The organism is Arthrobacter sp. LFS091, assembly GCF_047977885.1.
Taxonomy (GTDB): Bacteria; Actinomycetota; Actinomycetes; order Actinomycetales; family Micrococcaceae; genus Arthrobacter.
In genome coordinates this window covers 410,806-435,640 of the sequence record NZ_JBFPFP010000001.1, presented here as the reverse complement: position 1 = coordinate 435,640, position 24,835 = coordinate 410,806, and the positions used below count along the sequence as shown (strand labels likewise).

Here is a 24,835-nt window from a genome sequence, read left to right as displayed (position 1 = left end):
ACAATCTCGATCTGACAGGGGTTTGGCAGTGGGCCTTAAAGAGCTGACACCGCAGGAACGTTCCGATGCCCTTGAGAAGGCTGCCAAGGCACGTGCCGTGCGTGCGGCAGCTAAGGAAAGGCTCAAGCGCGGTGAGCTGAGCATTGCCGAGTTGATCTCGTCGGGCACCACCGATGAGGCGATAGCCCGCATGCGGGTCGTGGAATTGCTGGAGGCCCTGCCGGGTATTGGACCCGTCAGGGCCGCCGGGATCATGGCGGAGATTGGAATCGCCGGATCCCGGCGGATCAGGGGGCTGGGAATTCACCAGGCCCGGGCGCTGGTAGATTTTATGGATACCCAGCAAAGCGTTTGACGCATCTCCCCGAAGGAATCCGTGAGCAAGAATCCTGGACTGACTGTCCTTGCAGGCCCCACTGCCGTTGGCAAGGGAACCGTTTCAACCTACATCAGGGACAACTATCCGGAGGTCTGGCTCTCAGTCTCGGCAACTACCCGGGCCGCCCGTCCGGGAGAGCAGGACGGCGTCCACTACTTCTTCAAGACCGCTGAAGAATTTGATGACCTGGTTGCAGCGGGTGAACTTCTCGAATGGGCTGTTGTCCACGGACGCAACCGGTACGGAACCCTCCGCAGCACGGTGAATGCAGCGATTGCCGAAGGGAAGTCGGTGTTGCTCGAGATCGACCTGCAGGGTGCCCGGCAGGTGAAAGAGGCAGTCCCTGACGCCAATTTCGTGTTCCTGGCCCCGCCGAGCTGGGATGAAATGGTGCGTCGGCTGGTGGGCCGGGGCACCGAAACCCCCGAGGAACAGCAGCGCAGGCTGGAAACCGCTAAACTGGAACTTGCTGCTGAACCGGAGTTTGACCACACCGTCATCAATGACGACGTTCGCCGGGCAGCGGACGAGCTTGTTTCACTCATGGGGCTTACCCCGCACGGGCGCTAAAGCGCCTGCATTTGTTGGCCCGCTAGAATTTGGAGAATTCGTGTCCACGAACCTTGAAGGCATCATCAACCCGCCGATCGATTCGCTGCTTGAGGCTGCCGATTCCAAGTACGGCCTGGTGATCTTCGGCGCCAAGCGTGCCCGCCAGATCAACGCGTACTACGCCCAGCTTCACGAGGGCCTCTTCGAGTACGTTGGCCCGCTGGTCGACACCAAGCTGAACGAAAAGTCGCTTTCGATCGCCCTGCGCGAGATCAACGAAGGCCTCCTGGTCTCCACGCCGATCGAGCCCGCAGAATAAAACAGACTGCCTGTTGACGGAGGTCACGTGCGCATAGTCCTCGGAGTCGGGGGAGGGATCGCAGCCTACAAGGTTGCATCGCTCCTCCGGCTTTTTACTGAAGCCGGTCACAAGGTGACGGTCATTCCCACGGAAGCGGCCACCCGCTTTGTTGGTGTGGCTACATGGGAGGCCCTCTCGGGCAATCCGGTGAGCAACAGCGTCTTTGACGACGTCGAGAAGGTCAACCATGTCCGGTTGGGACATGAGGCTGACCTGATCGTCGTGGCTCCAGCCACGGCCGACCTCCTGGCCAAGGCAGCCACCGGACAGGCGGGCGACCTCCTGACCAACACGCTCCTCATGGCCCACGGGCCTGTCCTCTTTGCTCCGGCCATGCACACGGAAATGTGGCAACACGCCGCCACCCAGGCCAACGTTGAGACGCTGCGCAGCCGCGGCGTCACAGTCCTTGAGCCCGCATCCGGGCGCCTCACCGGTGCAGACTCGGGCCCGGGCCGCCTGCCGGAACCTGAAGCGATCTTCGCAGCTGCCATGGCCCTTGCCGGCGCGGAATCCCCTGTAGTTCAAGGCAGTCACTCCGGTGTCCTTGCCGGACGCGTCGTGACCATCTCCGCCGGCGGAACCAGGGAGGCCTTGGATCCGGTGCGCTTCCTGGGCAACCGCTCGTCAGGAAAGCAAGGCGCGGCCCTGGCCGCTGCCGCGCTGTCCGCCGGAGCCACTGTCCGTTTCCTTGCGGCCCATATGGACGTCGAACCGCCGGCCGGCGTCGAGCTTGTCCGCGTTGAGTCAGCCTTGGAGTTGCGGGAAGCGGCGCTGAAAGCGGCGGCCGATTCCGACGTCGTTATTATGGCGGCGGCTGTGGCGGACTTCCGTCCGGCGGAAGTTTCAGACACCAAGATTAAGAAGGTCGACGGCGAGGACGCACCGTTGGTGCACCTGGTCCGGAACCCGGATATCCTGCACGAGCTCGTTGAACGGCGGAACGCCGAAGGTGGCAAGCAACTGATCGTGGGCTTCGCGGCCGAAACGGGCGATGCCCAAGGAGACGTCCTGGAGCACGCCACAGCCAAGCTCAAGCGCAAGGGCTGCGACCTCCTGGTAGTCAACCATGTTGGCATCGGCCGTGTGTTTGGCCAGGACGACAACTCCGTCGTCATCCTTTCAGGCCACGGGGCAGAACCGGAGTCCGCCGCAGGCTCCAAGGCCGACGTTGCGGCCGCCGTGATCGACCGGGTGGGCGCCGAGCTTGCACGGGTTTTTCCCGCTGTGTAACCGAACCCACACCCGAATTCTTAGCAAAGGGACACACGGAAGTTTCCGCTGTCCCGCAACCCAGTAAGGTGGACGAGTGACTTTACCGCTGCACCATGAACACCATGGCACCCCGTCCAAGCTCCGGCTCTTCACCTCAGAGTCGGTCACCGAAGGGCACCCGGACAAGATCTGCGACCAGATCAGCGACTCCATTCTTGACGCGTTGCTGGCCGCGGATCCTGAATCCCGCGTTGCCGTGGAGACCATGGCCACCACCGGCCTGGTCCACGTGGCCGGTGAGGTCACCACTGACGCTTACGTCGAGATCCCGCAGATCGTACGCGAAACCATTCTCGGTATCGGATACGACTCCTCGGCCAACGGCTTCGACGGCGCCCGCTGCGGTGTCTCCGTCTCCATCGGCCAACAGTCCAACGACATCGCGGGTGGCGTCTTCAACTCGCTTGAGGCCCGCGAAGGCCGCCAGGAAGACGATTACGACCTCCAGGGCGCCGGCGACCAGGGCATCATGTTTGGCTACGCCAGCGACGAGACCGCCTCCTACATGCCTACTCCCATCTGGCTGGCACACCGCCTCTCGGAACGCCTCACCGAAGTCCGCAAGAACGGCGAACTCGCGTACCTCCGCCCCGACGGCAAGACCCAGGTCACGGTAGGTTACGACGGCGACCGGCCCGTGTCCGTGGAAACAGTGGTCATCTCCAGCCAGCATGCCGAGGAAGCGAGCCTGGAGCAGCTCCGTGCGGATCTCGCCAGCTACGTGATCGACCCCGTGTTGTCCGCGTCCAACCTGGATATCGCGCACACTGCCAACATCCTGAACCCCGCCGGTGCCTTCGTGATCGGCGGCCCGGTAGGAGACGCCGGCCTTACCGGCCGCAAAATCATCGTTGATACGTACGGCGGATTCTCCCGGCACGGTGGTGGAGCGTTCTCCGGAAAGGATCCGTCCAAGGTGGACCGCTCGGCTGCGTACGCCATGCGATGGGTCGCCAAGAACGTTGTCGCCGCAGGACTGGCCAAGCGTGCCGAGATCCAGATCGCCTACGCCATCGGCCAGGCCCGCCCCGTTGGAACCTACGTTGAGACGTTCGGCACGGAGACGGTTGACCCGGCCCGTATCAGCGAGGCCATCACGGAACTCTTCGACCTGCGTCCCCGGGCCATCATTGACGCCCTTGACCTGAAGCGCCCCATTTACGCCAAGACGGCGGCGCACGGCCACTTTGGCCGCGACGACCCCGACTTCACGTGGGAGCGGCTGGACCGGGTTGATGACCTGAAGGAATACTTCAACGCCTGATCCTTTTGCTTTGCGCGGCCTGGGCACGGGTTACAACTTTGTCGGTGCCCCATGGTTTGCTGAAGCCAGAGAGATGCCCGCAGCGGGTCAATCCCGCTGCGGGCATTCTGCGTTGACGATATTCGTGGATGTCCAATGGTGAGGTGGAGGTGAAGTGCATGGCAGCATTCGAAGCCCAGCCCTCGTTGCTGCAGCCTTCACTGCTGCAGGGTTTTCCAGAGCGGGCAGCTGTCAACGGGCCGCCCCTCGCCGCGGAGAACCCCGTGGCGCGGGTAGTGCTTGAATCTTCGTTGCCACATTTGGACAGGCCATTCGACTACAGCGTGCCCGCGGAACTTGCTGACGTGGCTGTTCCCGGCGTTCGCGTCAAGGTCAAGTTCAATGGCCAGGAGCTGAACGGGTACATCGTAGAACGCCGCGCGGATTCGGAGGGCTCCCATTCCCTGGCGACCCTCCACAAAGTCGTCTCCCCGGTGGCCGTCCTGACTCCCGCCATTGCGGAACTGGCCGCCAGTGTCGCGGCCCGGTATGCCGGAACCCTCAGCGACGTCCTGCGGACGGCGATCCCGCCCAGGGTCGCCAAGGTGGAGAAGGAACTGCTCGCCGGCGAGCTGGTTGCTGCCGGTACGCCTGAGCTGGGTTTCAGTCCGCCCGATGGCTGGAGGGCTTACTCCAACGGCGCACCGTACGTGCAGCACTTGGCCGGTGGTGGTACGCCCAAGGCCGTCCTGACCGCCTTGCAGGGATTCGGCCCCAACGGATGGCCGGCGCTTGTCGCTTCCGCGGTCGCGGCTGTCCGCTCCTCGGGCCGGGGCGCAGTGGTGGTCGTACCCGACTACCGGGACCTGGAACGGGTTGAAGCGGCGCTGGAGAATGTCTTGCCTCAGTCGGACGTCGCCCGGCTCACCGCGGACGACGGCCAGACGCCCCGCTACCGGAACTTCCTTCGGCTGCTGACTGGTTCCGCTGGAGTGGCAATAGGCACGCGTTCAGCAGCCTACGCCCCTGTGCAGAATCTGGGCCTTGTGGTGTGCTGGGATGACGGCGATGACCTGCACATCGAACAACGGACGCCTTACGCCCATACCAGGGAGGTCCTGCTGCTGCGTGCCGAACAGGAGGCTGCCGCCTGCCTCCTGGCATCGCACAGCCGCAGCACAGAACTTCAACGCCTCGTCGAGATGCAGTGGGCGGTACCTATTGAGGCGCCACGGTCCGTGGTCCGTTCGACGGTTCCCCGGGTGCTCAACACGGCTGACAGTTTTGAGCAGGAACGAGATCCCCTGGCACGCGTTGCCCGCCTGCCTGGGGCCGCGTGGCGCGCGGCGAAGGAAGGCCTCGAGCGGGGTCCGGTCCTGGTGCAGGTTGCCCGGGCCGGCTATGCACCGTCGTTGGTGTGCGAGACGTGCCGTGAACTTGCCCGCTGCAACGCCTGCCAAGGGCCGTTGGCGGTAGCCAGCGGATCGGCCATTCCTGCGTGCCGCTGGTGCTCGACGCCGGCACCTCAGTGGCGCTGTAGCCATTGCAGCGGAACCCGGCTCCGGCGAGGCGCTGTGGGTGTGATGCGGACGGCGGAGGAACTGGGGCGGGCCTTCCCGGGCAAGGCGGTGGTGACTTCCTCGGGTGAGCACATCAAAGCGACGGTGCCTGATGCTCCGGCCCTGGTAGTGGCAACTGTCGGGGCTGAGCCCGTGGCTGCCCACGGCTACGCTGCGGCCTTGCTGCTGGACGGAAACTCGTTGCTCCGGCGCGAGAACCTCCGGGCAGGCGAGGACACTGTCAGGCGCTGGTTCAACGCTGCCGCGCTGGTCAAGCCCGCAAGCCAGGGCGGACTTGTGGTGATCACGGCAGACGATACCGCCGCGACCGGTGCGTTGCTGCGTTGGGACGGCCCGGGATACGCTTCGCGCGAGCTGGCACTGCGGAAGGAACTGCAGTTGCCCCCAGCGGTGCGGGTAGCCTCCATCACCGGCGGGAGGGCCGACGTCGGACACTTTTCGCAGGCCTTCGAGGCCAGTGCAGCGCTGCCGTCGGGCACCAAACTCCGCAGCGCCGGGCCGGCGCCCCTTCAGACGCTCACAGGAACCACGCAGTCACCAGCGGATGATGCCGATGTCAGGACGCTTTACTTCATTCCCTACGCGGACGCAGCCGCGGCAACCCGTGCCATGCGCGCCGTGAAGTCCGCCAGCGCCGCCAAGCGCACGTCCGGCCCTGTGCAAGTCCGTCTGGACGGCGTGGACGTACTTTAACCGGCGCGTCAGCCTTTGCGTTTGCGCAGGGCCACTACTTCCTCGGCTGCTGCAAGGAGTTGCTGCGCCGACTCGTCCCAGTTGAATTCTGCCGCGCGCTCCACTGACCGCACGGAGCGCTCCTGCCAGAGGGAATCCTCAGCCAAGGCCGTGACGGCGGCTGCGAATTCAGAAGCAGAATCCGGGTTCACGTAGCTCACGGCATCGCCGCCTACTTCACGGAAAATCGGGATGTCGCTGGCGATCACGGGCGTTCCCAGCGCCATGGCCTCCACCAGCGGCAAGCCATAACCCTCTGCACGGGAAAGGCTGATAAGCGCGGTGGCCCGCAGAAGGAGTTGGTCGTATTGGGCGTCCGTGACGCCGTTGTGGAACTCCACCTTGGCTCCGTGCGGAACCATCGCTTCCAGTTCCGCTTTGCGTTCCGGAGTGATCCGGCTGAGCAGGTGCAGGGTGAAGTCCGGCAGCCCGGCCATACCCCGGATCATCGTTTCCACGTTCTTGTACGGCATGAACGACCCCATGTACAGCAGCGTCTTGTCAGCGCCCGCAGCAGGATCGCGGGGTGTCTGGCCGGGTTGGGGTGCGTTGCCGACGATGCGCACCGGCCGTTGCGTCAGTGCGTACTTGGCCATGAGGGCGCGGGTCGTCTGGCTGATGGTGGCCACAATGTCGGCACGGTTCAGCAGGAGGCGCTGAGGCCAAAATGCCTTGTGGTAGAGCCGCCACAGCAAGCGGACGGGAGCCGGGAGGAAACCGGGGGGCGTGGGGTGCTCGTAGTAGATGAGGTCATGCAATGTCAGGACCAGGCCATACCGCCGCCCCAGGGTACCCATGGTTTGCATGGGGCAGACTACGACGTCTGCGCCCAGTGGGTTGACTTTGCGGGCAACAAACAGCTCCAGTGGGGAGAGGGGGCTGTTGATCAGCACGTAGGGAACATCCGGCAGCAGGGCAAGCTGGCGCTTGTCGCTGATCAGCATGGTCACGTCTGCGATCTTGGATGTAGCTGCTATGAGGCTGGAACCGTAGCGGCTGATGCCATCGTGGTGGTCCGTTCGGGTAAAGCGGGCGTCGATGACGATTTTCACGCGGGATGTTCCTCCAGGAAGGTGCGGATGGCTGCTGCGGCCGGGGCCGGTGTCTCGTAATGGATGAGGTGCCCGACGTCGGGAATCACTTCCAGCGTTCCGTCGGGCAGGCGCTTCATCAGTTTGTGCTGGTTGGGAAGGGTGGCGATCTCATCTTTCTCGCCGGCGATGAGGAGAACCGGGAGGGCCAGCCGTTCGGCGACCTCTGCTACGTTGCCTGAGACCGAGGCCTTGAAGGATTCGAGCAGGCTGTTCCGGTCGGCGAAGGCACTGAAATAGGCGTCATGCTGTGCGTGGATGAACCGGCGCAGGTTCTTGTCCTTGGTTTTGGCCATGGTGATGCTCATGATGCGTACGATCGCCCGGTTGCGGAGTACGGCCAGCCCCAGGGGGCGGGGGAGCCTTGCCGAGAGTTGGTAGTACAACACAGCCAGTTTGGTCATGATGCCTTTGGGGCCTTCAAGTGCCGGCGCGGCAATGGGGTTGACCAGAATCAGGGGGTAGATGGATCCCGGGTGCGCTGCTGCGAAGTGGCTGGCCACGATGGAACCGAAGGAGTGCCCCAGCAGTACTGTCTTGGGGCCGAGGCCGACCCCTGCCATGAAGCTGGAGATGAACCGGCCGTAGCGTTCCACGCTGTGCTCGTCGCCAACGAAGGGTTCCGAGCTGCCGAAGGCCGGCAGGTCAGGCATGATGATGCGCATTTCGGGGAGCTGGTCGGCGACGCGAAGCAGCCCGTGGTGGTCGCCCCGGAAACCGTGGATGACCAGGATGGTGCGGGTTGCAGCGGTGGCGGACACGGGCTCATAGGTCCAATACGCAATTTTGCTGCCGTCCACATCGACGTCCGAGGCGTGTGTCCGCCCGGGCAAGGACGCGCTGAAGAACTTGTCAGGGGCCTGGGCACCGTCAGGCGATTGCGAGGTGTCCACTTTTTCCATACGGATAGTCCTAGTTCACGTTGTCCGGGTGCGAACCCGTCCGGTGGTGGCGCTCGAGTTCTGCCATGCGTTCGATGTCGGCGGTGTCCAGTTCAAAGTCGAAGACGGCAATGTTCTCCTTGATCCGGCCAGGAGAACTTGCCTTCGGGATGACCAGGTTTCCCAGCTGGAGGTGCCAGCGGAGAATGATCTGTGCCGGGGTCCGGTGATATTTTTCCGCCAGGGAAACAATGGCGGGGTCGGCCAGGACCTGCCCGCGACCCAGTGGGCTCCAGGCCTCCGTGGCGATCCCCAGCTGTTCATGCAGGGTCCTGAGCCTGGTCTGCTGCAGCCACGGGTGCAGCTCGATCTGGTTGACCGCCGGAACAACTTCTGCCTTGTCCATAAGTTCTTCAAGGTGTCCGGGTTGGAAGTTGGATACGCCAATGGCCCGGACTTTGCCTTCGCGGTACAGGGTTTCCATCGCTTTGTAGGTCTCGGTAAACAACCCGCGGCCGGCGCAGGGCCAATGGATCAGGTAAAGGTCCACGTAGTCCAGCCCCAGGTTCGAGATGGAGGTGTCGAAGGCCCTGAGCGTCGAGTCGTAGCCTTGGTCATCGTTCCAGACTTTGGTTGTGACGAACAGGTCTTCCCGGGAGAGGCCATGTACGGCTTCTCCGGAACCGCCAGTGGCACTGCGGGCTGCAGCGGCATCGCCGATGGCTGCCCCAATTCCCCGGCCGACGCCTACCTCGTTGCCGTACATAGCGGCAGTGTCGAAGCGCCTGTACCCTTCCCCGAGGGCCGTAGCCACCAGTGTGTCAGCGTCATGGGGCGGAACCTTGTAGAGTCCGAATCCCAGTCGTTCCATCTGTACGCCGTTGTTAAGTGCCAGCCGGCCCGATGTCAGCTTGGATGAGGATCTCATAGCAACGACTCTACCCAGTCCGGACGCGATTTCTTCAGGCATGGCCGTTGAAACTCACCAAGCGTCGAGCGGACGCCTCGTCCAGGATAAGGTCCGTGGCCAGTCCTGCCGCCAGGGCACCCTGTAGTCCGTTGATCTTGGAAGCGCCGGACACGACGCATATCCGGCGCCTGACCTGACGGAGCTGCTCGTGGCTCGGCCCCGTGGATCTTTCGTTCAAGGTGATGCCGTCGGAGGAACCGTCGCTCCGGAAGAACACCGTCGCCACGTCACCTACAACGTCGTCGGCAGCCAGCATGCTGAGGTCGTGTTCGTCGAGGTATCCGCCGGCGTAGACGTGGCTGGGGTAATCGGAATCGACTGAGCCTACGCCGAATATCGCAATACTCATTCGCGCCTGCAAGTCGAGGATGCGTTGAACGCTGCGTTCATTCCACATCGCCGTCTTGGTGGACGCGTGATCGAAGAACGCCGGCACCGGGAACTGTTCCACCCGTGCCCCGTAGGCGCTGCCGAAGCGTCTCATGATGTCGCTGGCGTACGTAATGCCCGTGGTTTGCATGTTGCCCGCCCCGTTGAGTTGGACCACGATGCTGTCGTGCGTCACCTTACGGGTGAGGTGGCGGCTGACGGCACTGAGGGTTGCACCCCAGGCCACGCCGATGATGGCGTTGGAGTCCACCAGGGGGCCGATGGTTCGTGCTGCCTGCATGGCAACACGGTCCAAAGTCTCGGCCTCATTGAGGGTGTCCAGCACCGGGACGACGTGAACATCCACTCCGTATTGGTTCCGGATTTGGCTTTCCAGCTCGGGTCCGGTGTCGAAGGGGCTGCGGATCTGGACCTGCACGAGGCCCGTTTCCCGAGCCGAGGACAGCAGCCGGGACACCGTGGAACGGGAGGTCCGCAGCTCGCGGGCAATCGCATCCATGGTCAGGTCCTGCAGGTAATACATTTGTGCAGCCCGGAGCGCATCCGAGTGACGTGATCGTGCCATCTCATTTCCTTACTGCACGTTTGTGCAAATAGCTTGACTCCATTTTCCACCTTCGCAAGATTAGTGGTGAACGGTGCAGCAGCGAGTGGCGCGGCGCACGAACCAAGCCCAAGGGAGCAGTTTTGGGACACAACAGGATTTCCGGTACCTCACAGCACGCACAGCAGCGCGACTCCGTCGTCGCATTGCAGGAGCGGCCCTCGGCGAAGGTACTCATCATCGGCGGTGGCATCAATGGTGTCGGAACGTTCCGCGACCTCGCCCTGCAAGGCGTCGATGTGGCACTTGTTGAACGTGGCGATTACTGCCAGGGTGCCAGCGGCGCCTCGTCCCACATGATCCACGGTGGCATCCGTTACCTCGAAAACGGCGAGTTCCGCCTTGTCCAGGAATCGGTAGTGGAGCGAAACCGGCTCCTGCGGATCGCACCGCACTACGTCAAACCGCTGCAGACAACCATCCCGATCTTCAGCACCTTCTCCGGAATCCTTTCCGCCCCCATGCGCTTCCTGACCCACAGGCAGGGCAAGCCGAAGGAACGTGGTGCGTTCCTCATCAAGGTGGGCCTGAGCATGTACGACTTCTTCTCCCGCGACGGTGGAAGTGTTCCGCGGCACCAGTTCCGCGGCCGCACCAAGGCCCTCGCCGAACTTCCCAAGCTGCACTCCGGCATCAAGTACGCTGCAACGTACTTCGACGCATCCGTGCACAACCCCGAACGCCTGACCCTGGACGTCCTCCAGGATGGCGAAAAGGCCGGCCGTGGTGGCGGGCTCCCCGGTGGAAGCGCCCGCGCCAGCAACTACGTCTCGCTCGTTTCCATGGGCACGGACGGAGTGCGGCTCCGCGACGAACTGACCGGCAAGGAGTTCGACTTCCAGGCCGACGTCATCGTCAACACCACAGGCGCATGGGTGGACCTCACCAACCAGGCCATGGGTGCCGTCAGCAAGTTCATGGGCGGCACCAAGGGATCCCACATTGTCCTGGACCACCCCGAACTGCTCGCCGCCTGCAATGGGAGGGAGATCTTCTTTGAACACACCGATGGCCGCATCGTCCTGATCTACCCCATGGGAGACCGTGTGCTGGTCGGAACCACGGACGTGGATGCGGACATGTCAGAAGACGCAGTGTGCACCGAAGAAGAGATCGACTACTTCTTCGACCTCGTGGGCCACGTGTTCCCCACCATCAAGGTCGAACGCGAACAGATCGTGTACAGCTTCGCCGGCGTCCGCCCGCTGCCACGCCACGACGCCACGCAGCCCGGGTTCGTCTCGCGCGACTACAGGATCGAACGCAGCGTCCGCACGGATAGCGACGCTGTGACAACGCCGGGCGGTAAGGCCGCCGTCGTACTTAGCCTGGTCGGCGGAAAGTGGACCACATTCCGCGCCCTTGCAGAGCACATGACCAATGACGTCCTTCGCGAACTGGGCATGGAACGCAAAGTCTCGACGGCGAAACTCGCCATCGGTGGCGGTGCCGGGTTCCCGGCCACCGAGCAGGGTGAACAGGAATGGATCAAGAAGCACATGGGGCCGGGCCTGGACGCTGACCGCGTCGCTGTCCTGCTGACCCGCTACGGAACACGTGCCGACGCCGTCATCGACTACCTGAATGCCGGACACGACACACCGTTGCGGTCCACTCGCGAACTGAGTGTCCGCGAGTTGGCTTTCATGGCCGAGCACGAGCAGATCGGGCACCTGGTGGACGTCCTGATCCGCCGGACATCCCTCGCATTCCGCGGCCTGGTAACAGGGGAGCTGCTTAACGAGATCGCTGCTGCGCTTGCTGAGCCACTTGGTTGGGACGCCGCCACCCGTGAAGCGGAAATCCGCCACGCACAAGAAGTACTGCAACGGTTCCACAAGGTTGACGTGCACAGCTTGGTGGCCTGAAACCACCATCGGGGCGGTTCCGGAAACCGGACCCGCCCCACACAGCCTCCTCACCCGCGAGGAGGCTGACAACAGAAAAATGAGGAGTCAAAGATGTCTCTTGGAATTGTTTTCCTTTCCGAAGTATTCGGAACCATGATGCTGACCCTGCTGGGTTGCGGTGTCGTGGCAAACGTTGCGCTCAAAGGCACCAAGGGCAACAACGGTGGATTCTTAATGGTGACGTGGGGCTGGGGTATTGCGGTCTTCGCGGGCGTTTTCGTGGCCGCAAAGTCCGGTGCGCACCTGAACCCGGCCGTCACCCTGGGCCTGCTGGTCAAAGGCAGCAAAGAGTACGCCCCGGATGTGGCTGTGACCTTCGGCTCGACCCTGACCTACTTCGGAGGCGAACTGCTGGGCGCCTTCCTGGGTGCCGTTGTCTGCTGGCTCGCTTACAAGCAGCACTTCGACGATGAGCCCCTGGCAGCGAACAAGCTGGGAACCTTCTCCACCGGCCCGGCCATCCGCTCCACCCCGTGGAACCTCATCACCGAAATCATTGGCACGTTCGTCCTGGTCTTCGTCATCCTGACCTTCGGCGGCACACCTTCCGGCCTCGGCCCGCTGGCCGTAGCACTGCTTGTTGTTGGTATCGGTGTATCCCTGGGTGGTCCCACCGGCTACGCCATCAACCCTGCACGTGACCTTGGCCCCCGCATCGCACACGCCGTCCTGCCCATCAGGGGCAAGGGCTCGAGCGACTGGGCCTACTCCTGGATTCCCGTCGTCGGACCGCTGGTCGGTGGCGCACTTGCCGGGCTCGTGGCCCTCTGGGTCCCGGACATCATGCCCGCCATTGCCGGCTAAAAACGCTTTCGATCGACGCACACTCCGCACACCCTCACAACGCCACTGAGTAACCAACAACAGACAAGGACGTCACCATGAACCAATACGTCATCGCCATTGACCAGGGCACCACCAGCTCCCGGGCAATCGTGTTCGACCACTCGGGCAACATCGTGTCCACCGGCCAGATGGAGCACGAGCAGATCTTCCCGCAGGCCGGCTGGGTGGAGCACAACGCCGCGGAGATCTGGAACAACACCCGCGAGGTCATCGGCTCCGCGCTGTCCAAGGCGAACCTGACGCGGCACGATATCGCCGCCGTCGGCATCACCAACCAGCGCGAAACCGCAGTGGTCTGGGACAAGAACACCGGCGAGCCGGTCTACAACGCCATCGTCTGGCAGGACACGCGTACCCAGTCCATCGTCGACGAACTCGGCAAGGACGGGGGACCGGAGCGCTTCAAGCAGAAGGTCGGCCTGCCCTTGGCCACCTACTTCTCCGGCACCAAGATCAAATGGATCCTGGACAACGTCGACGGTGCCCGTGAACGTGCCGAAGCCGGCGACCTCCTCTTCGGCAACACTGACGCGTGGGTCCTGTGGAACCTCACCGGCGGCGTCGACGGTGGTGTTCACGTCACCGACGTCACCAACGCTTCACGCACCATGTTCATGGACCTCGAAACCCTGCAGTGGGACCAGGAGATCCTGGACATCTTCGGTGTCCCGGCATCCATGATGCCCACCATTAAGTCCTCCTCCGAGGTCTATGGGCACGTCCACACCTCGCAGCTGCTGCGCGAAACCCCGGTTGCGGGCATCCTCGGCGACCAGCAGGCAGCAACCTTCGGCCAGGCGGCCTTCCAGGCCGGCGAAGCGAAGAACACCTACGGCACCGGTTGCTTCCTGATCTTCAACACCGGCGAGGAAATTGTCCACTCCAAGAACGGCCTGCTCACCACCCTCGGCTACAAGCTGGGCGACAACAAGCCGCACTACGCCCTGGAAGGCTCCATCGCCGTCACGGGCTCCTTGATCCAGTGGCTCCGCGACAACCTGGGCATGATCAGTTCAGCCCCGGAGGTCGAGGAACTCGCCGCTGCAGTGGAAGACAACGGTGGCGTGTACATCGTCCCCGCGTTCTCCGGCCTCTTTGCACCCTACTGGCGGGCAGACGCCCGCGGCGCGATCGTGGGCCTGACGCGTTTCGCCAACAAGGGCCACATCGCCCGCGCAGCCCTGGAAGCCACAGCGTTCCAGACCCGCGAGGTGCTCGACGCCGTCAACGCCGACTCGGGCGTCCCGCTCACCGAGTTGAAGGTCGACGGTGGCATGGTCGCCAACGATGCTCTCATGCAGTTCCAGGCAGACATCCTCGGCGTGCCCGTGGTCCGTCCGAAGGTCGTAGAAACAACGGCCCTCGGTGCCGCCTACGCGGCCGGCCTGGCAGTCGGTTTCTGGAACGACCTCGGCGAGCTCAGCGCAAACTGGGGCGAGGACAAGCGGTGGGAACCGCAGCTGCCCGCCGAAGAGCAGGAGCGCCAGTTGCGGCTCTGGAAGAAGGCAGTGACCAAGTCCATGGATTGGGTCGACGAGGACGTTAAGTAGCCTTCTCCTGACAGAGGTTCCGGGGACTCCCGCCCGCCCGCTTCGCGGTGCCCGCCACACCATGGCGGGGAGTCCCCGGAACCTCTTTTGGCGTCCGGCCCCCTTACACCCAGCCCATGGGTTTGGTGGGGTAAGGTATTGGTATGCGTGAGATCCTTCTGCTTAGCTAGCCGCCCGGCTTTAACAGCCGTGCGGCCGCCCCTCCATTGTTGAGGGGCTTTTGTGTGTCCGGGGTTATCCGGGACCGCAGCAGGAGGCAAAACCGCCATCGAGAACAGAAGAGGGCAGCAGTGAGCGTTCAGCCGGAGACAGAGACCGGAACAGCACAGACAGCCGCAGCCGAGGTGCCTGAAGAAGGCGTCTACAGCTTCGCTGCGATGGAAGCCAAATGGCCGCAGGTCTGGGAAGACCTCAAGGTCTTCACGCCTGCCGACGACGGCTCGCGGGAACGCCGCTACGTGCTGGACATGTTCCCCTACCCTTCCGGCGACCTTCACATGGGTCATGCCGAAGCGTTCGCCATGGGCGACGTCGTAGCACGTTACCTGCGCCAGAAGGGCTTCGACGTCCTGCACCCCATCGGGTGGGACTCCTTCGGCCTGCCCGCCGAAAACGCCGCCATCAAGCGCAACGCGCACCCCAGCGAGTGGACCTACGCGAACATCGACACGCAGGCTGCGTCCTTCAAGCGTTATGCCATCTCGGCCGACTGGTCGCGCCGCCTCCACACCTCCGACCCCGAGTACTACCGCTGGACGCAGTGGCTGTTCAAGCGGTTCTACGAGCGTGGCCTGGCCTACCGCAAGGACTCGCCCGTCAATTGGTGCCCGAAGGACCTCACCGTCCTGGCCAACGAACAGGTCGTCAACGGTGCCTGCGAACGCTGCGGCACGCCGGTCACCAAGAAGTCCCTGAACCAGTGGTACTTCAAGATCACCGATTACGCAGACCGCCTGCTGCAGGACATGGACCAATTGCAGGGACACTGGCCCGAGCGTGTCCTGGCCATGCAGCGCAACTGGATCGGCCGTTCAGAAGGCGCGCACGTCCGGTTCGTCATCGAAGCCACTGAAGATCGCGCGGAACGTGAAGTCACCGTTTTCACCACGCGTCCGGACACCCTCTACGGTGCAACGTTCTTCGTCGTTGCCGCTGACGCGCACCTGGCACTGGACCTGGTGACACCGGAACATCACGACGAACTCATGGCCTACCGCGAGAAGGTCAAGGCGCTGTCGGAAATCGAACGCCAGTCCACAGAACGGGAGAAGACCGGCGTCTTCACCGGCCGTTACGCCATCAACCCACTCAACGGCGAGAAGCTGCCCGTATGGGCTGCCGACTACGTCCTGGCTGACTACGGCACCGGCGCCATCATGGCCGTCCCTGCGCACGACCAGCGCGACCTCGACTTCGCGAAGGCCTTCGACCTGCCCGTCCGGGCCGTGCTGGACACCGGTGACGAGGACCCCTCGGAGACCGGAGTAGCCACTGCCGGCGAGGGCACCCTGAAGAACTCCGGCGAGCTCGATGGCCTGTCAAAGTCTGAAGCCATCCCGGCAGCGATCAGCATCCTGGATAAGCTGGGAACCGGCGAGAAGTTCGTGAACTTCCGCCTGCGTGACTGGCTGCTGAGCCGCCAACGCTTCTGGGGTACGCCCATCCCCATCATCCACTGCGGGGAATGCGGCGAAGTTCCCGTTCCCGATGATCAGCTGCCGGTAAGGCTGCCCGACAACCTGCGCGGTGAGGCACTGTCGCCCAAGGGCACGTCGCCGCTGGCCGCCGCCGTCGAGTGGGTCAACGTCGATTGCCCCAACTGCGGCCGTGCCGCGCAGCGTGACACCGACACCATGGATACTTTCGTCGACTCGTCCTGGTACTTCCTGCGGTTCGTCTCGCCTCACTACACCGAGGGACCGTTCGATCCCGACAAGATCAACGATTGGATGCCGGTAGGCCAGTACGTAGGCGGCGTCGAACACGCCATCCTGCACCTGCTCTACGCGCGTTTCTTCACCAAGGTCATCAAAGACATTGGGCTGATCGAAGCCAACGAGCCATTCTCCGCGCTGCTCAACCAGGGCCAGGTGCTCAACGGCGGCAAGGCCATGAGCAAGTCGCTCGGCAACGGCGTGGACCTGGGCGAACAGCTGGATAAGTTCGGCGTCGACGCCGTCCGCCTCACCATGGTCTTCGCCTCCCCACCGGAAGACGACGTCGACTGGGCGGACGTGTCGCCGTCGGGCTCTGCCAAGTTCCTGGCGCGTGCCTGGCGGCTCGGCCAGGATGTCAGCAGCGAGCCCGGCGTTGACCCGGCCGGCGGTGACCGCGCCCTGCGTACGGTGACGCACAAAACCATTGCCGATGCCGCCGAACTGTTGGACAACAACAAGTTCAACGTGGTCGTGGCCCGCCTCATGGAGCTGGTCAACGCCACCCGCAAGACCATCGATTCCGGTGCGGGCGCTGCCGATCCGGCTGTACGCGAAGCAGTGGAGGCCGTTGCGGTCATCCTGAGCCTGTTCGCTCCGTACACAGCCGAGGACCTCTGGAACACGCTGGGCCACCCGGCATCAGTTGCCAATGCAGGCTGGCCCAAACACGACGACGCACTGCTGGTTCAGGACACCGTGACTGCTGTGGTCCAGGTACAAGGCAAGGTTCGCGACCGCTTGGACGTTTCTCCGGACATCACCGAAGACGCCCTCCGGGAACTTGCGCTGGCTTCGGAAAACGTCCAGCGTGCCCTGGACGGCCGCGGTATCCGCACCGTGATCGTGCGGGCCCCTAAACTGGTGAACATCGTTCCTGCCTAGCAGGGATTGTGCGGCCGCCGGTATCGTGCCGGCGGCCGGCCATCATCTTTGGAGGTTGCGTGCCTGAGCGAGAACCACCCGCCTGGATATGGCTCAAGGAAAGAGTGGCGCGCCTCCGGCAACCCACAGTTCCGGTTACCGTCCCTGGCGAGCCGCTGGCCGCCGTCGTTAAGACTGCTGTCGTCACGGATTCAGCGGCAGCCCTGCCACCGGAATGGGTATCCGCCTTCACCGCCGACGGGCGCCTGGCGGTCGTTCCCATGCCCGTTATGGTGGGGAACGAGATCTACGGTGAGGGCGAAGACGACATCACCCAAACGTTATCGCTGGCTTTGGCGTCAGGGGCATCGGTCAAAACCTCAAGGCCATCGCCCGGACAATTTGAACAGGCCTACCTCCTTGCGCAGCGCCGGGGTTTCGAGGCCGTGGTCTCCATCCACATCTCCTCAGAGCTGTCCGGAACTGCCGATGCAGCCCGGCTGGCTGCGGCCCGGGTCAGCATTCCGGTGGAAGTGGTGGACTCGCGCACGGTTGGCATGGCACAAGGCATGGGTGTCCAGAGCGCCGTGGTGGCTGCGGCCGACGGTCGCGAGGCAGCTGAAGTGCGCCATTTCGCGGAGCGCCGCATGGAACGGACCAAGGTCTACTTCTATGTCCCCAGCTTGGAGCAGTTGCGGCGTGGCGGACGCATTGGGGCGGCAGCGTCGCTGCTTGGAACCGTGCTGGCCATCAAGCCGATTCTGGCGGTCGACGGCGGCAAGATCGTTCCGCTCGAAAAGGTGCGTTCCGCCGTCCGCGCCATAAGCCGCCTCGAGGAAATCGTGGCAGCCGATGTTGCCTCCCGGCCGGCGGGCCAGCAGCGCCTGGCCGTGCACCACTTCGGCAATCAAATAGAGGCCGAAGCCCTGGCCGCCCGGTTGAACCAGAAATGCCCGGAGTGCCCGGCGCCTCAAATCAGTGCGCTACCGGCTGTCCTGGCTGCCCACGCGGGCCTGGGCGTGCTGGCTGTCATCGTTGGGGAAAGCAGTACACCCGCGGGTTGAGCACCCGTGTTTTCCACATAGGAAACTTCCCCGGGTTCCGGCCCGGAGTGCTGGCCATAGGCTCGTTCCATGCCACGGTGGAGCCAGGACCCGTCGCCGGATGCCGCAGCGAAGGCCGTCCGGCAGCGTTTCGTGGACCGCGTGGCTACCGGCCCTACGGCACCTCCGTTGTTGGAGCTTCCAGAGGCGGGGAACCAAGGCGGGGCAGATCCTGAACGAGCGGCCCCGGCCCGCCTCCGATGGCGGACACCTTGGCGGGTTGCGGCTCTCCTGGCCGTGCTGGTTGTTGGCTTCATCGGGCTCCAATGGTGGATGTCCCCGGCAGCGGCCCCGACATTTGTTCCCCTCAGCCCTAGCAGTTCATCGGGCAGCAGTCCGGTACCCACTGCCGCGGCAGGTCTTGACGGTGATGCATCCGGGACTGTGCTGGTCCATGTAGCAGGTGCCGTGAAAGCGCCAGGCGTAGTGTCACTGCCCGAAGGCAGCCGCGTCTTTCAAGCCATCGAAGCGGCAGGTGGCGCCTCGCCGAACGCGAACCTCGGCGGCCTGAACCTCGCGGAAGTCCTCAGGGACGGCACCAAGGTCCATGTACCCGCGCTCGGCGAGCCACCCCAGGGGGAACCACCTGTGGGTACCGGCGGTTCCGGGGCTGCAAGCACACCTGCGGGTGCCACTGCGGGAGGCGCTGCCAGGATCAACATCAATACCGCCTCCGTGGAAGAACTCGGAACGTTGCCACGAGTGGGGCCGGTGATGGCTCAGCGCATCGTCGATTGGCGGAAGGAACACGGTGCTTTCGCCTCCGTGGATGAACTCGACGCAATTGATGGGATCGGGCCCAAACTGATGGAGTCATTGAAGGACCTCGTGGCGGTGGACAGTGGCTGAGGCGGAAACTTCTCCTCGCCGCCTGGATCTGAGGCTTGTGCCCACAGTGCTGGTTTCATGGGCCGCGGCGCTTGCTGGTGGGATTTTGGGTGCGGCGGGCTGTGCAGTCCTCGCGTCGGGGCTTCTTGTGGCCGGGGGAGGGCTGCTCGTTGGAGGGCGGCACCACAGGCGCCGGCCCCAACGGACCATGGCAGCCACCTTTGCGCTTGCCTGCGTCGTGGGGGCTGCTGTCGCGGCCCACTGCGCTGTGAGTGAAGCCAAGCAGGAACACGGTCCGCTCGCGCCGGCAGTCGAGTCAGGGGACGGCGTCGTCGCACACTTGGTCATCACGGGCAGCCCCAGCAAGATCCCTGCCCCGGGACAGTCCGCGAGGGACCGGTGGACCGTCGATGCCCACCTCATCGATGCCACGTACTCCGGCGCCAGGGTGCGGGGTGAGGCCGATGTGGTGGTGGTGGGTGACGATCGCTGGCAGAACGTACGTGCGGGAGACCGGGTCAGGACAACCGGCTCCCTCAAGGAAGTGCGAACAGGTCAACCGGAAGCGGGCTTACTCTCGGCGGCGTCTGCCCCTGTCGCCGTGGGGGCGGATTTCGACGTGCACGGTGTCGCGGGTGACCTGAGGAAACACTTCGTGGAAGCTACCGCATGGCTACCCCCGGACGCGGCGGGGTTGTTACCCGGAATGGTCACTGGCGACACGAGCGCGCTGCCGGAGAGTCTTGGTGTCGACATGAAAACTACCGGCATGACGCACCTGACAGCCGTGTCCGGCGCCAACTGCAGCCTGGTGTTGGGCGGGTTCGTTCTGTTGGCGAGGTACTTTCGGCTGTCCAGGCCCCTTTCTGCGGCAGGTGGTTGCCTTGGGCTTTTCGCGTTTGTGGTGTTGGTGGGACCGGACCCAAGCGTGCTGCGCGCCGCGGTCATGGGGTGCGTTGGTGTGACAGCCTTGGCTGGTGGGCTGAGGGGACGGGCATTGACCTTTCTCTGCGTTGCCAGTTCCGTACTCTTGTTCGTGGACCCCTCGCTTGCCGGCAATGTCGGCTTTCTCCTGTCTGTGCTTGCCACCTTGGGCATTGTTTTACTGGGCAGCCGCATATGCTCCTGGTTTCCACCACAGGTGCCCCGGTGGCTGGCAACGGCTGTTGCAGTACCGTTAGCTGCGCAGTTACTGTGCGGCCCCGTCATTGCTGCGCTGCAGCCACAGTTCACCCCGTACGCGCTCGTCGCGAACGTGACGGCCGGTCCGCTGGTGGCTCCTGTGACAATCCTGGGGACCATTGCGGTGCCACTCGCTGCGTTTGTTCCCTGGGTGGCGGCGGCCCCGCTGGCCATCGCTGGGTATTGTGCCGGGGCGATAGCGGCCTTGGCCAGGTTTTTTGCTGGGTTGCCGGGCGCAGCGTTGCCTTGGGCAGAAGGTCCGGCGGGTGTGGTCGCCATGGCTGTTTTCTCGGTGGTAACGGTCTTGTCGGCGTGGATGATGCTTCATCCGACGACCCTGCAGGGTTCTGTCATTGCCCTCCACAGCGAAATCGTCACGCTGCTGGAAGCAATGGCCTCCCGCCGGGGAAGGGAGGCCAAGCCTCCTACGTGTGGACATTCATCAGGGCGTTGTGTATTAATTCACCGCCCGATCGTAAGCTGGGCCCGTGGAGCGCAGCGCATGGATGCGGCGACTGCGACGGGGCTGCAGCAGCGTGGCCCCATAAAGCCTTGGTCCGCGATGACCAGGTTGGTCCACTGGATGATCCGCGTCCGAACTCGGGGCCGGTATGGAGGGAACAGTTCCAGCGGAGAGCGAGGGACGCGCCGGAGTCGGTCTGGCTGACAGCGATGCTGACCTGGTGGCGCGGGTGCGCTCCGGTGACACGGAGGCATTTGATGTGCTGTACGAGCGGCACCGAGGCATCGCCACATATGTCGCAGCGAACCAGGCCGATAACCGGGCCGATGTCGATGATGTTGTATCCGACGCCTTCGCCTCCGTTTTTCAGTCCCTGAAGTCGGGAAAGGGTCCGGATACGTTCTTTAGGGCGTATCTGCTGACCACCGTCAAACGCATCTCGTTCAAGGCCAACCAGGCAGCGTCCCGCACGCGGCCGACGGACGAGTCATACGTGCTCGATTCCGTGGAGGAGCAGCAGGACCCGGTCATGGCGGAGTTCGAGTCCGCAGCGGTCGCCCGGGCGTTCAAGACCCTTCCTGAGCGATGGCAGGCGGTTCTTTGGTATGTGGATATAGAGGGGATGAAGCCGGCAGCCGCCTCGGTGATGTTGGGGCTGAGCCCCAACGGGGTCTCTTCCCTGGCATTGAGGGCCAGGGAACGGCTACGTCAGGTCTACCTCCAGCAGCACCTCAGTAATTCCGTGGGACAGGACTGCGAAGAGTATTCGTCGCAGCTCGGTGTGTATGCCCGTAATGGACTGCGTCGGCGATCCCAGGACAAGATGCAGGCGCATTTGGACGAGTGTGCTCGATGCACAGCGTTGTTGCTGGACCTTAACGACGTCCAATCAGCAATGCGTGCCGCCCTCTTCCCTCTGGTGACCGGTGTTGGGTTCACCTCCGCAGTACCGGCTCTTTCGGGTTCTGGAGCCACGGCGGTGGCACGGGGTTCCCACGCTGCTCCCAGGCAATGGTCTTTGACGTGGAAAATAGCCGCAGGTGTGCTCACGGGCGCTGCTGTGGTTTTGGGTGCGGCCGTAGCGCTGGGAGTCACAGGTTCGCCATCGTTGGAAGGACCTGCCGGTGCGACGAGCCCCCTGCCCGGTGTTACTGCAAACCCAGCCAAGCCCACAGCCACACCGGAAACGATCCCCGCCGTCGTCGAGGACATAGCTGATCCCGGAAAAAAGGATCAGGAAGGGGTTCCGGTCCTTCCAGGGAAGCCCTCTGCGGCCGGTACAAAGGCCGGCAGTTCCAAGGCGCTTCCACTGCTCCCGGACGTGCAGCGGCCACCGGCTATCCAGCCGTCTTCCCCAGCCTCGCCGGGCATTCCCGTTCTTCCGCTGCCACCCGCCGTTCCGGGAGAACCTGGTTCCCTGCCTTCGCTGCTTCCAACCCCAATACCAACTCCGGGTCCGTCCAGCACGCCCCTTCCATCGGTTTCTGTCACCCCGCAGCCGCAACCCGTGGTGAGCGCGACCTTCAGCACCGAAGCAGGCACAACAGCGTCGGATGTCAACGTGATCATTACCTTCGACCTTGGCGGGGCCGCTCCCAGCACAGCTGAAGCCGTCTTCACAGTGTCCGAAGGCTCCGACATGATTCCAGGAAAGCTTGATGCTCCCGACGGTTGGACGTGTACCCACGACCCCTCCACGACCAGGCAGTTCCGTTGCGTCAGCACCAGGGTGGACCCTGCGGCTCTCCGGTTCGGCCTCGGGGTCACCAGGAAAGGGCCGACGGAAACCACGACCCTCAGCTACCAGATCAGCGGTACGGGGATCGGCACCACGACCTTTTCGAACACCTTCTGAAGAACGAATGAGGGCAATCCGTGCGGCCTTCCCTGGGACGGTGTGAGCATGGTGGCAACTGTCCGAAGCTCCCGCCCGGGCATGGCAGACTTGAATCCTGCAAGGAAACGTCCGGAAGGAACCACCATTGGCTGCTGCCCAAAATAACCGGGCCAAAACCGCCTCGGCCAACAACGTCAGCTGGCGGGAGATCACTCCTGCGGCCGTGGTGTTGGTTACGGGTCCCGAGGAGTACCTGGGCATCCGTGCCATGGACCGCATCCGGTCCCACGTGCGGACGGCTACTCCGGAGGTAGAGTTGAGCCGGCTCAACGCAGGCTCCTATGAGGCCGGCTCCTTGGCAATGACCGTTACCCCGTCACTGTTTGGCGAGGGAAAGCTCATTGAAATCGAGGGCTTGGAAGCCATGAACGACGCCTTCCTCGCCGATGGCCTGGCATACCTGCAGAACCCCGACCAGGATGTCGTGCTGGTCCTCAGGCATGCGGGCGGCGTTCGCGGCAAGAAACTGCTCGACGCCGTCAAGTCGGCTGGGTGGCCAGTGGTGGATTGCCAGCCGCTAAAGAAGGACGCCGAGAAGACCTCCTTTGTTGTCTCTGAATTCAAAGCCGGGGGCCGGCGCATCGAAGGCGAGGCTGTCATGGCACTGGTTAATGCCGTGGGCGCCAACTTGTCCGAACTGGCCGCGGCCTGCAGCCAGTTGATCGCCGACGCTACCACCGCCGTGGATGCGGCGACTGTGGAGCGATACTACGGCGGAAGAGTCGAAGCCACCGCATTCAAGGTTGCCGACGCCGCAATGGCCGGTAATGGTCCCGTGGCATTATCAACGCTCCGTCACGCTCTGGCGACAGGAGTGGATCCGGTTCCTTTGGTTGCAGCACTGGCGGCCAAGTTGCGTACCCTGGCCAAAGTGGCCGGAGCCAATGGCTCCCCGGCCACCATCGCCAGGAACCTGGGCATGCAGCCTTGGCTCGTGGAGCAGGCCCAACGTGATGTCCGACGATGGACGCCTGAGGGTCTTATCCGGTCCATTCAGGTCATTGCGGAAGCGGACGCCCAGGTCAAGGGTCTTTCCCGCGATCCCGTGTACGCGGTGGAGCACGCAGTGACGGTTATTGCCACATCGGCCAGCCGACGCTGACCGCGTTAAACCAGCCGACGCTGACCGCGTTAAACCCAAAGGCCGGCACCCATTGGGCGCCGGCCTTGTGATCAGCTCAGTCGAACTGGAAAAACCTTAGAGTGCGTTGACCTTCTTGGAGATCGCCGACTTGCGGTTTGCAGCGTTGTTCTTGTGAATAACGCCCTTGCTGACAGCCTTGTCCAGCTTGCGGCTGGCAGCAACAAGTGCAGTTCCAGCAGCATCCTTGTCAGCAGACTCAACGGCGGTGTTGACGGCGCGGATGGCAGTCTTCAGCTCGGACTTGACTGCGTTGTTGCGCAGGCGAGCCTTCTCGTTGGTGAGGATGCGCTTCTTCTGGGACTTGATATTAGCCACGTATGAACTCTCTTTTTAATGCGGAAATGGTCTAGAGGGTTTTCAGGTTGGCCATCGACTGAGCGGCGTGGGGATGCCTATGGCAGCCAACCATGTGTGGCCGTCGACCTGCACGAACACACAGCTATAAAGAATAGCAGACGGTCCGCCCTGACGGCGACTTTGAAGTCACCGCCTGTCCTGTTGCGCGCGGAGTGCCCGGGAGACCTCGTTGAACAGGACCTTGTCCAGCACCGCACCCTCCCGGCGGATGGACGCCGGGTCGAGCCGGATCACGCGGTCCACTTTGACTTCACTGGGTCGCCCTTGCCGGTCCCAGGCTCCGGCGCCGATGTCGACGTAATCGTCGGCGCGGGCGCCGTGGTCGTGGTCCTTGGATGTCAGCATCAGGCCCAGGAGCCACTTGGCGTCAGCACCTACGAGCAGCACGGGACGGTCTTTCCCCCGGCTGTGGTCCTCTTCATAGGGCACCCATCCCCACACGATCTCGCCCGGGTCCGGTTGCCCATCCGGCTTGGGGGAGTACTTGGGCCGGAGCGGCCCGCTAAAGTCACCGGGGTAGGGGCCGCCGACGCCGGCAGGCCGGGTTTGCGTTTTTGCTCCACTGGGGAGGGTGGCCGGTTTGGTGTTGCCGCTTCCCCATGCCTTGAGCGATCGCAGGATGAGTTTGCCCAGGGGGCGCAAGTCGATAGCCATGTGACAACGCTACAACCGGGCCGGTACCGCTCTGCGCCGGCAATG

At 63.6% G+C, this 24,835-nt stretch carries 21 protein-coding genes; 15 read left to right on the top strand and 6 right to left on the bottom strand.

All coding sequences use genetic code 11. The features are described from left to right. The first annotated feature begins 28 nt into the window (after positions 1–28). The 6 genes from mihF to ACNQOP_RS01980 all read left to right on the top strand — a co-directional run bounded on the left by mihF (position 29) and on the right by ACNQOP_RS01980 (position 6,083). Entirely contained in the window at positions 29–355 is a 327-nt protein-coding gene (mihF, locus tag ACNQOP_RS02005; RefSeq protein WP_211712304.1) for an integration host factor, actinobacterial type, read from the top strand. A 21-nt stretch (positions 356–376) separates the two neighbouring features. After that, positions 377–949 (top strand): guanylate kinase, encoded by a 573-nt coding sequence (gene gmk, locus ACNQOP_RS02000; RefSeq protein ID WP_416403151.1) that lies wholly within the window; start codon positions 377–379, stop codon positions 947–949. A 40-nt stretch (positions 950–989) separates the two neighbouring features. Continuing rightward, positions 990–1,250: a DNA-directed RNA polymerase subunit omega gene (rpoZ, locus tag ACNQOP_RS01995; RefSeq protein WP_017197559.1), complete on the top strand. Its 261-nt coding sequence runs from the start codon at positions 990–992 to the stop codon at positions 1,248–1,250. A 27-nt stretch (positions 1,251–1,277) separates the two neighbouring features. Then, a complete protein-coding gene (gene coaBC / locus ACNQOP_RS01990) occupies positions 1,278–2,525 on the top strand; it encodes a bifunctional phosphopantothenoylcysteine decarboxylase/phosphopantothenate--cysteine ligase CoaBC (RefSeq protein WP_416403150.1) in 1,248 nt (415 codons plus the stop codon). Between the two features lie 76 nt (positions 2,526–2,601). After that, complete coding sequence (gene metK, locus ACNQOP_RS01985) at positions 2,602–3,831, top strand: methionine adenosyltransferase (protein WP_235520735.1); 1,230 nt, start codon at positions 2,602–2,604, stop codon at positions 3,829–3,831. Positions 3,832–3,989: 158 nt separating this feature from the next. After that, positions 3,990–6,083 (top strand): primosomal protein N', encoded by a 2,094-nt coding sequence (locus ACNQOP_RS01980; protein WP_416403149.1) that lies wholly within the window; start codon positions 3,990–3,992, stop codon positions 6,081–6,083. Positions 6,084–6,091: 8 nt separating this feature from the next. On the opposite strand, the gene ACNQOP_RS01975 is transcribed toward ACNQOP_RS01980, so the two are convergent. The 4 genes from ACNQOP_RS01975 to ACNQOP_RS01960 are packed head-to-tail and all read right to left on the bottom strand — an operon-like array spanning position 6,092 to position 10,019. After that, positions 6,092–7,174, bottom strand: a complete 1,083-nt coding sequence (locus tag ACNQOP_RS01975) for a glycosyltransferase family 4 protein (RefSeq protein WP_416403148.1) — start codon at positions 7,172–7,174, stop codon at positions 6,092–6,094. Beyond that, on the bottom strand, positions 7,171–8,115 hold the full coding sequence (locus ACNQOP_RS01970; RefSeq protein ID WP_416403147.1) for an alpha/beta fold hydrolase: 945 nt from the start codon (positions 8,113–8,115) through the stop codon (positions 7,171–7,173). Before ACNQOP_RS01970 ends, ACNQOP_RS01975 begins: the two co-directional genes overlap by 4 nt. Before the next feature lie 10 nt (positions 8,116–8,125). Next, complete coding sequence (locus ACNQOP_RS01965) at positions 8,126–9,022, bottom strand: aldo/keto reductase (protein WP_284985751.1); 897 nt, start codon at positions 9,020–9,022, stop codon at positions 8,126–8,128. A gap of 34 nt (positions 9,023–9,056) precedes the next feature. Then, positions 9,057–10,019 carry a sugar-binding transcriptional regulator gene (locus tag ACNQOP_RS01960; RefSeq protein WP_284985749.1) on the bottom strand — a complete coding sequence of 321 codons (963 nt, stop codon included), beginning with the start codon at positions 10,017–10,019 and terminating at the stop codon, positions 9,057–9,059. A gap of 122 nt (positions 10,020–10,141) precedes the next feature. Here ACNQOP_RS01960 and ACNQOP_RS01955 point away from each other — a divergent pair, with 122 nt between their 5' ends. The 9 genes from ACNQOP_RS01955 (at position 10,142) to holA (ending at position 23,737) form a co-directional block, all read left to right on the top strand. After that, the gene (locus ACNQOP_RS01955) at positions 10,142–11,926 is read left to right on the top strand and encodes a glycerol-3-phosphate dehydrogenase/oxidase (RefSeq protein ID WP_416403146.1); all 1,785 of its coding nucleotides are present in this window, start codon (positions 10,142–10,144) and stop codon (positions 11,924–11,926) included. Positions 11,927–12,019: 93 nt separating this feature from the next. Further along, the gene (locus tag ACNQOP_RS01950; RefSeq protein WP_235520729.1) at positions 12,020–12,772 is read left to right on the top strand and encodes an MIP/aquaporin family protein; all 753 of its coding nucleotides are present in this window, start codon (positions 12,020–12,022) and stop codon (positions 12,770–12,772) included. A 77-nt stretch (positions 12,773–12,849) separates the two neighbouring features. Continuing rightward, the gene (glpK, locus tag ACNQOP_RS01945) at positions 12,850–14,364 is read left to right on the top strand and encodes a glycerol kinase GlpK (protein WP_284985747.1); all 1,515 of its coding nucleotides are present in this window, start codon (positions 12,850–12,852) and stop codon (positions 14,362–14,364) included. 290 nt (positions 14,365–14,654) lie between these two features. Then, positions 14,655–17,183: a leucine--tRNA ligase gene (gene leuS, locus ACNQOP_RS01940; RefSeq protein WP_416403145.1), complete on the top strand. Its 2,529-nt coding sequence runs from the start codon at positions 14,655–14,657 to the stop codon at positions 17,181–17,183. Between the two features lie 59 nt (positions 17,184–17,242). Further along, positions 17,243–18,226 (top strand): DegV family protein, encoded by a 984-nt coding sequence (locus ACNQOP_RS01935; RefSeq protein ID WP_416403144.1) that lies wholly within the window; start codon positions 17,243–17,245, stop codon positions 18,224–18,226. 69 nt (positions 18,227–18,295) lie between these two features. Further along, entirely contained in the window at positions 18,296–19,114 is an 819-nt protein-coding gene (locus ACNQOP_RS01930; protein WP_416403143.1) for a helix-hairpin-helix domain-containing protein, read from the top strand. Positions 19,115–19,301: 187 nt separating this feature from the next. Then, on the top strand, positions 19,302–20,942 hold the full coding sequence (locus ACNQOP_RS01925; protein WP_416403142.1) for a ComEC/Rec2 family competence protein: 1,641 nt from the start codon (positions 19,302–19,304) through the stop codon (positions 20,940–20,942). Beyond that, positions 20,887–22,593: a sigma-70 family RNA polymerase sigma factor gene (locus ACNQOP_RS01920; protein ID WP_416403141.1), complete on the top strand. Its 1,707-nt coding sequence runs from the start codon at positions 20,887–20,889 to the stop codon at positions 22,591–22,593. The genes ACNQOP_RS01925 and ACNQOP_RS01920 overlap by 56 nt, the downstream gene beginning before the upstream one ends. A gap of 127 nt (positions 22,594–22,720) precedes the next feature. After that, positions 22,721–23,737 (top strand): DNA polymerase III subunit delta, encoded by a 1,017-nt coding sequence (holA, locus tag ACNQOP_RS01915; RefSeq protein WP_284985741.1) that lies wholly within the window; start codon positions 22,721–22,723, stop codon positions 23,735–23,737. 96 nt (positions 23,738–23,833) lie between these two features. On the opposite strand, the gene rpsT is transcribed toward holA, so the two are convergent. Both rpsT and ACNQOP_RS01905 read right to left on the bottom strand, forming a co-directional pair. Further along, positions 23,834–24,094 (bottom strand): 30S ribosomal protein S20, encoded by a 261-nt coding sequence (gene rpsT / locus ACNQOP_RS01910; RefSeq protein ID WP_011774926.1) that lies wholly within the window; start codon positions 24,092–24,094, stop codon positions 23,834–23,836. Positions 24,095–24,262: 168 nt separating this feature from the next. Beyond that, positions 24,263–24,790 (bottom strand): type II toxin-antitoxin system PemK/MazF family toxin, encoded by a 528-nt coding sequence (locus ACNQOP_RS01905; RefSeq protein ID WP_416403140.1) that lies wholly within the window; start codon positions 24,788–24,790, stop codon positions 24,263–24,265. Positions 24,791–24,835: the final 45 nt, after the last annotated feature.

Coding starts and splice junctions, on each gene's coding strand:
- ACNQOP_RS01965 (WP_284985751.1), bottom strand. CDS start 9,022: ATGAGATCCTCATCCAAGCTGACATCGGGCCGGCTGGCACTTAACAAC.
- ACNQOP_RS01920 (WP_416403141.1), top strand. CDS start 20,887: ATGGAGGGAACAGTTCCAGCGGAGAGCGAGGGACGCGCCGGAGTCGGT.
- ACNQOP_RS01970 (WP_416403147.1), bottom strand. CDS start 8,115: ATGGAAAAAGTGGACACCTCGCAATCGCCTGACGGTGCCCAGGCCCCT.
- ACNQOP_RS01950 (WP_235520729.1), top strand. CDS start 12,020: ATGTCTCTTGGAATTGTTTTCCTTTCCGAAGTATTCGGAACCATGATG.
- ACNQOP_RS01960 (WP_284985749.1), bottom strand. CDS start 10,019: ATGGCACGATCACGTCACTCGGATGCGCTCCGGGCTGCACAAATGTAT.
- ACNQOP_RS01905 (WP_416403140.1), bottom strand. CDS start 24,790: ATGGCTATCGACTTGCGCCCCCTGGGCAAACTCATCCTGCGATCGCTC.
- ACNQOP_RS01980 (WP_416403149.1), top strand. CDS start 3,990: ATGGCAGCATTCGAAGCCCAGCCCTCGTTGCTGCAGCCTTCACTGCTG.
- ACNQOP_RS01925 (WP_416403142.1), top strand. CDS start 19,302: ATGGCAGCCACCTTTGCGCTTGCCTGCGTCGTGGGGGCTGCTGTCGCG.
- ACNQOP_RS01930 (WP_416403143.1), top strand. CDS start 18,296: ATGCCACGGTGGAGCCAGGACCCGTCGCCGGATGCCGCAGCGAAGGCC.
- glpK (WP_284985747.1), top strand. CDS start 12,850: ATGAACCAATACGTCATCGCCATTGACCAGGGCACCACCAGCTCCCGG.